The organism is Embleya sp. NPDC008237 (genome assembly GCF_042956465.1).
Taxonomy (GTDB): Bacteria; Actinomycetota; Actinomycetes; order Streptomycetales; family Streptomycetaceae; genus Embleya.
Genome location: NZ_JBIBGL010000038.1, coordinates 19,208 through 31,075, shown reverse-complemented (window position 1 = coordinate 31,075; position 11,868 = coordinate 19,208). Strand labels below are relative to the sequence as shown.

Sequence of the window (11,868 nt, the reverse complement as noted above, 5' to 3'; positions counted from 1 at the left end):
TCCGCACGGCATCCGTCGGACGGCGAAGCGCTCCCGGCCCGCGAGGAGGTCGCGCCGCGTCGTGTCGTTAGCGCGGATCGTGAGGTGGCGCGGGGAAGGTGGGGAGACGGCCGGGGGGCTCGGTCGGTGGGTGGTCGGTGGCAGGTCTGCCGTACCAGTCCAGGCAGACGACCAGGGCGTCGTCGTCGGGGACGGGCCGTCCGCGGTGGCTGGTGAGTTCGCGCAGGACCGCGCGCGGCATCTCGGCGGGCGGCAACAGCCGGGTGGCGTTGATCGCCCGGGCCAACGCGCGGTCGCCGTAGGCTTCGCCGGCCGGTGAGGCGACCGCGTGGACGCCGTCGCTGACGAACACGAGACGGTCGCCGGGCCTGACGTAAAACTCCTGCGCCGTGTAGTCGGTCTCCTCGAACATGCCCAGGGGCAGTTGCGCGTCGAAGTCGACCGGTGCCACGGCCCCGTCGCGCAGGAGCAGCAGGCGCGGGGAGCCGGCGTCGACCACCTGGACCCGTCCGGTGGCCAGTTCGAAGTCCAGCAGCAGGACCGACAGGTAGGCGTCGCCGCGGTGCCGGGCGAAGACGGCCTGATCGGCCAGGGCGGCCTGGTCGGCGATGGGGATGCCGGCGCGCCGGGCGTTGCGCAGGGCGTTGATCGTGAGGTTGCTGAGCAGGGCGGCGTCGATGCCCTCGCCCATGCCGTTGGTCACCGTCAGGACGAGGTGGTCGGCGGTGGCGGACCAGTCGAAGTTGTCGCCGTGCACGGCGTAGGCGGGTTCGAGTTGGGCGCCGATGGCGTACTCGTCGCGGCTGCAGGCTCGTCCCGGCAGGAGTTGCCACTGCATCTCGGCCGCCAGGGTCAGGCGATCCTTGCGCCGGGCCCGGAGGTAGACGTCCGTGTCGCGCTCGGCGACGATCACCGCGTGGGCGAGCATCTCGGCGATGTCGGCGAGCTCGGCCACGATCGTCGGCGGGCAGGCGTCGGTGGGCAGGGCGACGGTGAGTACACCGAGGCGGTCGCCACGTACGGTCACCGGGAGGTGGACGACGGTGGCGTCTTCCTGAGCGTCGTGTACGGGCTCCTGCGCGCCGAAGGCTCGGCCCTGGGGGCTGTTGTCGACGGAGAGGGGTTCGGTGGCGTGCGGGAGCGCGGACACCGATTGCAGGACGGTCAGGCTGTAGTCGGCCATCAGCAGGTCGACGGATTCTGCCCGATAGTGCCTCGTCAGCACGCTTCGGATGGCGTCCGGCAGCCCATGCGGAGGTGCGGCGCGCAGCGCGCGCTCGGCTTCCTCGGATGCGTTCACGGTATGTCTTCAGCCGTTCTCTGCGGGGTGCGGCGGTGGCACCCTCGTGCGTGTCCGTGGAACGGCCCGGGCCGCCTGTCGGATCAACCGCTTTTTCAGCGTCTATTGTGGTCACGGCGCGGCCGTGGGGCCGGGGCCGTTTCGGGCGTCAGAGTAAGGCGGTGAGCGGGGTTAGCTCCTCTCGATACGACCATTCGGACGAGACCGCGCGCGTGGCGACCGCAGCGGCCGAGTTGCTCGAAATGCTGCTGGGGCGGGCGTCCACCGCACCCGTTTCCACCTCACAGCTGCGCGCGCTGTTTCTGCTCGAGCAGCACGAGGGGATCAACCTGCGCACGTTGGCCGACGGCCTGCGGTCGACGCCCTCCTCGACGAGTCGCCTGTGTGACCGCCTGCAGGCGGTGGGTTTCGTCGAGCGCCTGCCCAGCGCCAGCAGTCGTCGCGAACTGCAATTGCGGCTGAGCCGGCGGGGCTGCGCCTTCCTGGCGGATCTGCGGGCCCGCCGTGAGCGGGAGCTGGCGGTCGTCACCGCGCGCATGTCGGGCGAATCCCGGGCGATGCTGCTCAAGGGGCTCGAATCCCTGCAAAACGCCGCCATTCCGGTTCTGGACGAGATGCCGGACGCCTCGCTCGCCCCGCACGCGCAGACCGCTTGAGGGGACCGGACGCCACGTGCAGGCGGCACGGTGCGCCCGCTTCATCGTGTGCCGGGAGCGCCGAGCACGTCGACTACGTCCGGCGGATGCGTCGCGACCGGACGCCGGCCGATGCCGATGTCCCATGGCGACTCCTTTCGTCGGACGAGCGGCGACACCCGACCGCAGGCGAGCGGACCGAGCAACGCGACCAATGTCGTTGTCTTCGACGCCGGTTGCCCTGCCCCGCCGTCCGAAGCGAAGCGTATCGAATGATTGACCGATGACAAATGTTGCGGGTGGACATGTGTCACGGGCTCGGTCCGCGTGAGCCCGGGCGCGCTCCTCGGGGACGACCTCGTGACGCGACCCGGACAACGCGCGGGCGCGTGCGACGGGCGGGCGCCGCGCGGGTGGGCAGGGTCCGTCGCGCGGCCCGCCGCGTGGACGCGAGGCGCCGGCCGGCCGCCGTCGGGCGCCGGCCCTCAGGGAACGGGGGCGGATTCGGCGTCGCCGCCCGCGTCCGCTGCGGCCCGACCGCCGGCGTCGGTGTGCCCGGTGAGGTACCCGTCGACGCCGGTGATCTCGAGCAAGCGGGTCAGGTGGACGGGTTGCCGGTGCAGGTGCACGGTGACTCCGGCGGAATGTGTGCGGCGACCCACGCCGATCAGAGCGGACAGTCCGCCGGAGTCGATGGCGGTCAGGCCTTCCCAATCCAGGTGCACATGACGCAGGGCCGGCCCGTGCTGCTCCGCGTGTGCGTCCAGCGCCGAATTCACCGTGTGGGTGAACGCATCGATGGAGTCGTAGTCGAGGTCTCCCCGGATGGCCAGGTGCAGCGAGTGGGCGTCGTCGGCCTGGACGCGGACGGAGAGCTCGACCGGCACGTACGAGGTCATGCGGTGAGTCCCGGACCGGAGTGGGCGGGGGCCATGGGCAGGGTGTCGGCGGCGATGTCGAGAAAAGTGCGGGCGCGGGGGAAGTCGTGCAGTTGCCCGGCCAGGACGTCCAACCCCATGCGCAAGCCGGCGACGGGCACGTGACGGGCGGCGAGGATGTCCGCGGTCCACGTGACGAACGAGGTGAACAGCGCGACGTCGTCGACGTAGAGGGCCGTGGCGAGGAAGTCCACGATGTGGGCGAGGTCTTCGGCGGTTCGTTCGCGCTGGGCGGCGCTGTACGAAGGCATGGCGGGCAGACGCTCGTCCAGGCCGGCCAGACACTGCCGCACCAGGGTGGTGCGGCGGGTCTTGACGAGGGTGTACTCCTGGTCGCCGAGGTGGGGCAGGTCGTCGATCTGATGCCGCTGAACCGCCCGATGGCTGGTGAGACCCCGGGCCAAGAGGTCGGCGGCGCGTCGCGCGTCGGGGGCCCAGGCGTCGGCCCGCAGCAGACGGGCGTAGCGGCCGTCGACTCCGAAGGCGGCGCCGCCGACCATGACCGGGATACCGAGTGACTGCACGGCGGTCACCGCCTGGTGCGCCGTGGGCAGGTGGGTGGGCAACGAGGCCGACAGCAGCACGGCGGCCGGGTTGGTCTGGTGCACGTGTGCGATCAGGTGCGGGGTGGGGGTATGGGCGCCGAGGAAGTCCACCCGCCAGCCGCGCCGAGTGAGCACCTCGGCCAGCAGCCGGGCGGGCAGGGAGTGCCATTCGCCGTCGACGCAGGCCACCGTGATCCGCCCCCGACTCCGCGGGAGGGGCGGGGCGGGTCGGTGGTGGGCGAGGGCGGCGATGACCCGGTCGGTGATCGCGGTGGCCGCGTGTTCCTCGGCCACACTGATCCGGTCGGCGGCCCATTCCACCCCGATGCGGTGCTGCACGCCGGCCACGACGTCCAGCAACAACGACTCACGATCGGCTCCCGCATCGGCCGCCGCGGCGACCAGCCGCATCGCGGCCGGCTCGTCCCTGCCGATCACCGCCGCCCACAGTCGCTCCGAAAGCTCCGGGGCCGTGTCGTGGTTCGTGGCGTCGGTCATCACGGTTCCTCGCGTTGCAGGTGGGAGTCCCCGTGCCCGCCCACGACATCGAGCGCGTCGTGGCCGTCCGTCGGGCTGGTGATCGCCAGGGTGGCCATGTCGTCGTGACGGCCGCCGCCCAGCCACTGCGCCGCCAGCATCTGTACGCGTTCCACCACCGCCTCCGCCGGCATCCGCGCGCACTCGCGCAGGGCCTCTTGCAGTCTCGCCTCACCGTAGAGCTGGTTGCCCAGTGGCCCGCCGCGGGCCTCGGTGATGCCGTCCGTGTAGAGCAGGCACGTTTCCCCCGGCGCCAGAACCACATCCACGCTCCGCGCCCGGACCTCGGGCAGAGCCCCGATGAGGGTGCCGCCGGTGGCGGCTTCCTCCACCCGCCCGCCGGCCCGGACGATCAGCGGCGGGAGATGTCCGGCGCTCGTCAGCCGCAGCCGCACCTGCCCCGCACTGCGTCGAACGGAGGCCAGCACCAGGGTTGCGAACCGGGTGTGGTGGGAGTTGATCAGGGCGTCGTTGAGGAGGGCAAGGACCTGCTGGTGATCACCGGACAGCGGCAACAGCGCGTGCAGCACGCTGCGGATCTTGCCCGTCAGCACGGCGGCCTCCAGGCCTTTGCCCGCCACGTCCCCCAGCACGACGAACGTCTCCCCGGAGGGATCCACCCCGGGATGGACGTCGTAGAAGTCACCGCCGACACGCTCGTGGTCCTGTGCGGCCCGGTAGACACCGGCGTACTCCACGCCGTGCACCCGCTCCAGCCGCGGCGGCAACAATTCCCGCAGAAGTGTGGCCGTGATCGACGCCTGCTCCGCATACAGCCGCGCCGCCGACAGGGCGGTGCCCGCGCGTGCGGCGAAGAGCCGCGCGAAGACTTCCTCACCGTCCGTGAACGCCCGTTGTGTACTGGGACGCATCAGGATCAGCACTCCGGCGGGAACCCCGTGCCCGGGCAACGGGGTGACGATCACCGACCCGATCACACCGGCGAAGCCCGGTGGCACCACCCAGTCGGGGACCTCGCCCGGGTCGATCCACCGCGTCGGTACCGGCGGAAATCCTTGCAACGCCTCCGCCAGCCCGGGAAGCGTTCCCGTGTCGATTGACATCACTGCCTTCGTGACCTCGCCGCCGACCTGCGCATACGTCAGCGCATGACGGCGACCCTGGCCCGGGGCGATGATGACCGCCGCATCCGCGAGGTGATCCGCAGCCATCCGCGCGGTCACCTCCGCGCAGCGCTCCACGTTCAGCGACGACAACAACGCACTGGAGATCTCCGCCAGCAACGCGGCGCGCTCACGTTCACCGCGCAACGCCCGCTCGGCCAGACGCAGATCGGTATCCTCCACCAGCCACCACACCACATCCCCGCCCTCGCCCGGCGAAGGATGCGCTTCGAACGTACGGCCGGCGACCGCGCCCGAGACGGCCTCCCGAGGCGCCCCGACCGACGGCAGGCGATGGTGCGCCTCTGCGAGCCAGTGCGGCAGGCCGCCTGCCGCCAGACTCTCACCGGCCTCTGCGGCGTGCGCGAACAGGCAGTGCGCGACTTCATTCGTTTCGACGATGTCCCCGGCCCGGTCGGCGACGAGGACGGGATAGGGAGCGTTACTCCACGCGGTGCCGACGCGAACGCCACCATCGCGCGGAATGTCGGGGGTACCCGAAGAACGGATCACAAGCCGGGGAACGCATCGCGCGCACCCCACCACCTCTCTGTCGTTCGACAACAGTTGTCTTCCTGCAACCGTGTCGCATGCGCCGGCCGTATGCAACACCCGGCTCACAATCCGACAATTGACCCATTACGTCACATGAGGACCATTTCGTCGCGCGCGACGCCTCCACTCGACCGCCGCTTCCCGAGCGCGGCGGGACATGCCTGGGGCGGATGGCGCCACACCCGGACGGTCGACCGCCTTCTCGCCGGGGCGTCGCGAAGCGCGGTTTCCGGGCCGGCGGGGGACGGGTCCTGCGACCCCGGCGACCACGATGCCTCGGACGCGGTCGGCCCGGCCACCGAATTCGGTGGCCGGGCCGACCGCGTCCGAGGCATCGTGGTCGCCGGGGTCGCAGGACCCGTCCCCCGCCGGCCCGGAAACCGCGCTTCGCGACGCCCCGGCGAGAAGGCGGTCGACCGTCCGGGTGTGGCGCCATCCGCCCCAGGCATGTCCCGCCGCGCTCGGGAAGCGGCGGTCGAGTGGAGGCGTCGCGCGCGACGAAATGGTCCTCATGTGACGTAATGGGTCAATTGTCGGATTGTGAGCCGGGTGTTGCATACGGCCGGCGCATGCGACACGGTTGCAGGAAGACAACTGTTGTCGAACGACAGAGAGGTGGTGGGGTGCGCGCGATGCGTTCCCCGGCTTGTGATCCGTTCTTCGGGTACCCCCGACATTCCGCGCGATGGTGGCGTTCGCGTCGGCACCGCGTGGAGTAACGCTCCCTATCCCGTCCTCGTCGCCGACCGGGCCGGGGACATCGTCGAAACGAATGAAGTCGCGCACTGCCTGTTCGCGCACGCCGCAGAGGCCGGTGAGAGTCTGGCGGCAGGCGGCCTGCCGCACTGGCTCGCAGAGGCGCACCATCGCCTGCCGTCGGTCGGGGCGCCTCGGGAGGCCGTCTCGGGCGCGGTCGCCGGCCGTACGTTCGAAGCGCATCCTTCGCCGGGCGAGGGCGGGGATGTGGTGTGGTGGCTGGTGGAGGATACCGATCTGCGTCTGGCCGAGCGGGCGTTGCGCGGTGAACGTGAGCGCGCCGCGTTGCTGGCGGAGATCTCCAGTGCGTTGTTGTCGTCGCTGAACGTGGAGCGCTGCGCGGAGGTGACCGCGCGGATGGCTGCGGATCACCTCGCGGATGCGGCGGTCATCATCGCCCCGGGCCAGGGTCGCCGTCATGCGCTGACGTATGCGCAGGTCGGCGGCGAGGTCACGAAGGCAGTGATGTCAATCGACACGGGAACGCTTCCCGGGCTGGCGGAGGCGTTGCAAGGATTTCCGCCGGTACCGACGCGGTGGATCGACCCGGGCGAGGTCCCCGACTGGGTGGTGCCACCGGGCTTCGCCGGTGTGATCGGGTCGGTGATCGTCACCCCGTTGCCCGGGCACGGGGTTCCCGCCGGAGTGCTGATCCTGATGCGTCCCAGTACACAACGGGCGTTCACGGACGGTGAGGAAGTCTTCGCGCGGCTCTTCGCCGCACGCGCGGGCACCGCCCTGTCGGCGGCGCGGCTGTATGCGGAGCAGGCGTCGATCACGGCCACACTTCTGCGGGAATTGTTGCCGCCGCGGCTGGAGCGGGTGCACGGCGTGGAGTACGCCGGTGTCTACCGGGCCGCACAGGACCACGAGCGTGTCGGCGGTGACTTCTACGACGTCCATCCCGGGGTGGATCCCTCCGGGGAGACGTTCGTCGTGCTGGGGGACGTGGCGGGCAAAGGCCTGGAGGCCGCCGTGCTGACGGGCAAGATCCGCAGCGTGCTGCACGCGCTGTTGCCGCTGTCCGGTGATCACCAGCAGGTCCTTGCCCTCCTCAACGACGCCCTGATCAACTCCCACCACACCCGGTTCGCAACCCTGGTGCTGGCCTCCGTTCGACGCAGTGCGGGGCAGGTGCGGCTGCGGCTGACGAGCGCCGGACATCTCCCGCCGCTGATCGTCCGGGCCGGCGGGCGGGTGGAGGAAGCCGCCACCGGCGGCACCCTCATCGGGGCTCTGCCCGAGGTCCGGGCGCGGAGCGTGGATGTGGTTCTGGCGCCGGGGGAAACGTGCCTGCTCTACACGGACGGCATCACCGAGGCCCGCGGCGGGCCACTGGGCAACCAGCTCTACGGTGAGGCGAGACTGCAAGAGGCCCTGCGCGAGTGCGCGCGGATGCCGGCGGAGGCGGTGGTGGAACGCGTACAGATGCTGGCGGCGCAGTGGCTGGGCGGCGGCCGTCACGACGACATGGCCACCCTGGCGATCACCAGCCCGACGGACGGCCACGACGCGCTCGATGTCGTGGGCGGGCACGGGGACTCCCACCTGCAACGCGAGGAACCGTGATGACCGACGCCACGAACCACGACACGGCCCCGGAGCTTTCGGAGCGACTGTGGGCGGCGGTGATCGGCAGGGACGAGCCGGCCGCGATGCGGCTGGTCGCCGCGGCGGCCGATGCGGGAGCCGATCGTGAGTCGTTGTTGCTGGACGTCGTGGCCGGCGTGCAGCACCGCATCGGGGTGGAATGGGCCGCCGACCGGATCAGTGTGGCCGAGGAACACGCGGCCACCGCGATCACCGACCGGGTCATCGCCGCCCTCGCCCACCACCGACCCGCCCCGCCCCTCCCGCGGAGTCGGGGGCGGATCACGGTGGCCTGCGTCGACGGCGAATGGCACTCCCTGCCCGCCCGGCTGCTGGCCGAGGTGCTCACTCGGCGCGGCTGGCGGGTGGACTTCCTCGGCGCCCATACCCCCACCCCGCACCTGATCGCACACGTGCACCAGACCAACCCGGCCGCCGTGCTGCTGTCGGCCTCGTTGCCCACCCACCTGCCCACGGCGCACCAGGCGGTGACCGCCGTGCAGTCACTCGGTATCCCGGTCATGGTCGGCGGCGCCGCCTTCGGAGTCGACGGCCGCTACGCCCGTCTGCTGCGGGCCGACGCCTGGGCCCCCGACGCGCGACGCGCCGCCGACCTCTTGGCCCGGGGTCTCACCAGCCATCGGGCGGTTCAGCGGCATCAGATCGACGACCTGCCCCACCTCGGCGACCAGGAGTACACCCTCGTCAAGACCCGCCGCACCACCCTGGTGCGGCAGTGTCTGGCCGGCCTGGACGAGCGTCTGCCCGCCATGCCTTCGTACAGCGCCGCCCAGCGCGAACGAACCGCCGAAGACCTCGCCCACATCGTGGACTTCCTCGCCACGGCCCTCTACGTCGACGACGTCGCGCTGTTCACCTCGTTCGTCACGTGGACCGCGGACATCCTCGCCGCCCGTCACGTGCCCGTCGCCGGCTTGCGCATGGGGTTGGACGTCCTGGCCGGGCAACTGCACGACTTCCCCCGCGCCCGCACTTTTCTCGACATCGCCGCCGACACCCTGCCCATGGCCCCCGCCCACTCCGGTCCGGGACTCACCGCATGACCTCGTACGTGCCGGTCGAGCTCTCCGTCCGCGTCCAGGCCGACGACGCCCACTCGCTGCACCTGGCCATCCGGGGAGACCTCGACTACGACTCCATCGATGCGTTCACCCACACGGTGAATTCGGCGCTGGACGCACACGCGGAGCAGCACGGGCCGGCCCTGCGTCATGTGCACCTGGATTGGGAAGGCCTGACCGCCATCGACTCCGGCGGACTGTCCGCTCTGATCGGCGTGGGTCGCCGCACACATTCCGCCGGAGTCACCGTGCACCTGCACCGGCAACCCGTCCACCTGACCCGCTTGCTCGAGATCACCGGCGTCGACGGGTACCTCACCGGGCACACCGACGCCGGCGGTCGGGCCGCAGCGGACGCGGGCGGCGACGCCGAATCCGCCCCCGTTCCCTGAGGGCCGGCGCCCGACGGCGGCCGGCCGGCGCCTCGCGTCCACGCGGCGGGCCGCGCGACGGACCCTGCCCACCCGCGCGGCGCCCGCCCGTCGCACGCGCCCGCGCGTTGTCCGGGTCGCGTCACGAGGTCGTCCCCGAGGAGCGCGCCCGGGCTCACGCGGACCGAGCCCGTGACACATGTCCACCCGCAACATTTGTCATCGGTCAATCATTCGATACGCTTCGCTTCGGACGGCGGGGCAGGGCAACCGGCGTCGAAGACAACGACATTGGTCGCGTTGCTCGGTCCGCTCGCCTGCGGTCGGGTGTCGCCGCTCGTCCGACGAAAGGAGTCGCCATGGGACATCGGCATCGGCCGGCGTCCGGTCGCGACGCATCCGCCGGACGTAGTCGACGTGCTCGGCGCTCCCGGCACACGATGAAGCGGGCGCACCGTGCCGCCTGCACGTGGCGTCCGGTCCCCTCAAGCGGTCTGCGCGTGCGGGGCGAGCGAGGCGTCCGGCATCTCGTCCAGAACCGGAATGGCGGCGTTTTGCAGGGATTCGAGCCCCTTGAGCAGCATCGCCCGGGATTCGCCCGACATGCGCGCGGTGACGACCGCCAGCTCCCGCTCACGGCGGGCCCGCAGATCCGCCAGGAAGGCGCAGCCCCGCCGGCTCAGCCGCAATTGCAGTTCGCGACGACTGCTGGCGCTGGGCAGGCGCTCGACGAAACCCACCGCCTGCAGGCGGTCACACAGGCGACTCGTCGAGGAGGGCGTCGACCGCAGGCCGTCGGCCAACGTGCGCAGGTTGATCCCCTCGTGCTGCTCGAGCAGAAACAGCGCGCGCAGCTGTGAGGTGGAAACGGGTGCGGTGGACGCCCGCCCCAGCAGCATTTCGAGCAACTCGGCCGCTGCGGTCGCCACGCGCGCGGTCTCGTCCGAATGGTCGTATCGAGAGGAGCTAACCCCGCTCACCGCCTTACTCTGACGCCCGAAACGGCCCCGGCCCCACGGCCGCGCCGTGACCACAATAGACGCTGAAAAAGCGGTTGATCCGACAGGCGGCCCGGGCCGTTCCACGGACACGCACGAGGGTGCCACCGCCGCACCCCGCAGAGAACGGCTGAAGACATACCGTGAACGCATCCGAGGAAGCCGAGCGCGCGCTGCGCGCCGCACCTCCGCATGGGCTGCCGGACGCCATCCGAAGCGTGCTGACGAGGCACTATCGGGCAGAATCCGTCGACCTGCTGATGGCCGACTACAGCCTGACCGTCCTGCAATCGGTGTCCGCGCTCCCGCACGCCACCGAACCCCTCTCCGTCGACAACAGCCCCCAGGGCCGAGCCTTCGGCGCGCAGGAGCCCGTACACGACGCTCAGGAAGACGCCACCGTCGTCCACCTCCCGGTGACCGTACGTGGCGACCGCCTCGGTGTACTCACCGTCGCCCTGCCCACCGACGCCTGCCCGCCGACGATCGTGGCCGAGCTCGCCGACATCGCCGAGATGCTCGCCCACGCGGTGATCGTCGCCGAGCGCGACACGGACGTCTACCTCCGGGCCCGGCGCAAGGATCGCCTGACCCTGGCGGCCGAGATGCAGTGGCAACTCCTGCCGGGACGAGCCTGCAGCCGCGACGAGTACGCCATCGGCGCCCAACTCGAACCCGCCTACGCCGTGCACGGCGACAACTTCGACTGGTCCGCCACCGCCGACCACCTCGTCCTGACGGTGACCAACGGCATGGGCGAGGGCATCGACGCCGCCCTGCTCAGCAACCTCACGATCAACGCCCTGCGCAACGCCCGGCGCGCCGGCATCCCCATCGCCGACCAGGCCGCCCTGGCCGATCAGGCCGTCTTCGCCCGGCACCGCGGCGACGCCTACCTGTCGGTCCTGCTGCTGGACTTCGAACTGGCCACCGGACGGGTCCAGGTGGTCGACGCCGGCTCCCCGCGCCTGCTGCTCCTGCGCGACGGGGCCGTGGCACCGGTCGACTTCGACGCGCAACTGCCCCTGGGCATGTTCGAGGAGACCGACTACACGGCGCAGGAGTTTTACGTCAGGCCCGGCGACCGTCTCGTGTTCGTCAGCGACGGCGTCCACGCGGTCGCCTCACCGGCCGGCGAAGCCTACGGCGACCGCGCGTTGGCCCGGGCGATCAACGCCACCCGGCTGTTGCCGCCCGCCGAGATGCCGCGCGCGGTCCTGCGCGAACTCACCAGCCACCGCGGACGGCCCGTCCCCGACGACGACGCCCTGGTCGTCTGCCTGGACTGGTACGGCAGACCTGCCACCGACCACCCACCGACCGAGCCCCCCGGCCGTCTCCCCACCTTCCCCGCGCCACCTCACGATCCGCGCTAACGACACGACGCGGCGCGACCTCCTCGCGGGCCGGGAGCGCTTCGCCGTCCGACGGATGCCG

Annotated in this window: 10 protein-coding genes; 5 read left to right on the top strand and 5 right to left on the bottom strand. The window is 71.4% G+C overall.

Features of this window, described 5'->3' with window-relative positions; all coding sequences use genetic code 11:
- Positions 1 to 67 precede the first annotated feature (67 nt).
- The gene (locus ACFZBU_RS47070) at positions 68 to 1,300 is read right to left on the bottom strand and encodes a PP2C family protein-serine/threonine phosphatase (protein ID WP_391590003.1); all 1,233 of its coding nucleotides are present in this window, start codon (positions 1,298 to 1,300) and stop codon (positions 68 to 70) included.
- A 212-nt stretch (positions 1,301 to 1,512) separates the two neighbouring features.
- Here ACFZBU_RS47070 and ACFZBU_RS47065 point away from each other — a divergent pair, with 212 nt between their 5' ends.
- Entirely contained in the window at positions 1,513 to 1,956 is a 444-nt protein-coding gene (locus tag ACFZBU_RS47065) for a MarR family winged helix-turn-helix transcriptional regulator (RefSeq protein ID WP_391590004.1), read from the top strand.
- A 464-nt stretch (positions 1,957 to 2,420) separates the two neighbouring features.
- Here ACFZBU_RS47065 and ACFZBU_RS47060 read toward each other — a convergent pair whose 3' ends face one another.
- From ACFZBU_RS47060 to ACFZBU_RS47050, 3 genes are read right to left on the bottom strand one after another with little or no spacing between them, the layout of a single operon-like run.
- A complete protein-coding gene (locus ACFZBU_RS47060) occupies positions 2,421 to 2,834 on the bottom strand; it encodes an STAS domain-containing protein (RefSeq protein WP_391590005.1) in 414 nt (137 codons plus the stop codon).
- The gene (locus ACFZBU_RS47055) at positions 2,831 to 3,916 is read right to left on the bottom strand and encodes a B12-binding domain-containing protein (RefSeq protein ID WP_391590006.1); all 1,086 of its coding nucleotides are present in this window, start codon (positions 3,914 to 3,916) and stop codon (positions 2,831 to 2,833) included. Before ACFZBU_RS47055 ends, ACFZBU_RS47060 begins: the two co-directional genes overlap by 4 nt.
- Entirely contained in the window at positions 3,916 to 5,565 is a 1,650-nt protein-coding gene (locus ACFZBU_RS47050) for a PP2C family protein-serine/threonine phosphatase (RefSeq protein WP_391590007.1), read from the bottom strand. The genes ACFZBU_RS47055 and ACFZBU_RS47050 overlap by 1 nt, the downstream gene beginning before the upstream one ends.
- A gap of 744 nt (positions 5,566 to 6,309) precedes the next feature.
- Between ACFZBU_RS47050 and ACFZBU_RS47045 the strand changes: the two genes are divergently transcribed.
- From ACFZBU_RS47045 to ACFZBU_RS47035, 3 genes are read left to right on the top strand one after another with little or no spacing between them, the layout of a single operon-like run.
- The gene (locus tag ACFZBU_RS47045; protein WP_391590007.1) at positions 6,310 to 7,959 is read left to right on the top strand and encodes a PP2C family protein-serine/threonine phosphatase; all 1,650 of its coding nucleotides are present in this window, start codon (positions 6,310 to 6,312) and stop codon (positions 7,957 to 7,959) included.
- On the top strand, positions 7,959 to 9,044 hold the full coding sequence (locus ACFZBU_RS47040) for a B12-binding domain-containing protein (protein WP_391590006.1): 1,086 nt from the start codon (positions 7,959 to 7,961) through the stop codon (positions 9,042 to 9,044). The genes ACFZBU_RS47045 and ACFZBU_RS47040 overlap by 1 nt, the downstream gene beginning before the upstream one ends.
- Positions 9,041 to 9,454, top strand: a complete 414-nt coding sequence (locus ACFZBU_RS47035; protein WP_391590005.1) for an STAS domain-containing protein — start codon at positions 9,041 to 9,043, stop codon at positions 9,452 to 9,454. Before ACFZBU_RS47040 ends, ACFZBU_RS47035 begins: the two co-directional genes overlap by 4 nt.
- Positions 9,455 to 9,918: 464 nt before the next feature.
- Here the strand turns inward: ACFZBU_RS47035 and ACFZBU_RS47030 are convergent, their stop codons facing one another.
- The gene (locus tag ACFZBU_RS47030) at positions 9,919 to 10,362 is read right to left on the bottom strand and encodes a MarR family winged helix-turn-helix transcriptional regulator (RefSeq protein ID WP_391590004.1); all 444 of its coding nucleotides are present in this window, start codon (positions 10,360 to 10,362) and stop codon (positions 9,919 to 9,921) included.
- 212 nt (positions 10,363 to 10,574) lie between these two features.
- Between ACFZBU_RS47030 and ACFZBU_RS47025 the strand changes: the two genes are divergently transcribed.
- On the top strand, positions 10,575 to 11,807 hold the full coding sequence (locus tag ACFZBU_RS47025; protein ID WP_391590003.1) for a PP2C family protein-serine/threonine phosphatase: 1,233 nt from the start codon (positions 10,575 to 10,577) through the stop codon (positions 11,805 to 11,807).
- Positions 11,808 to 11,868: the final 61 nt, after the last annotated feature.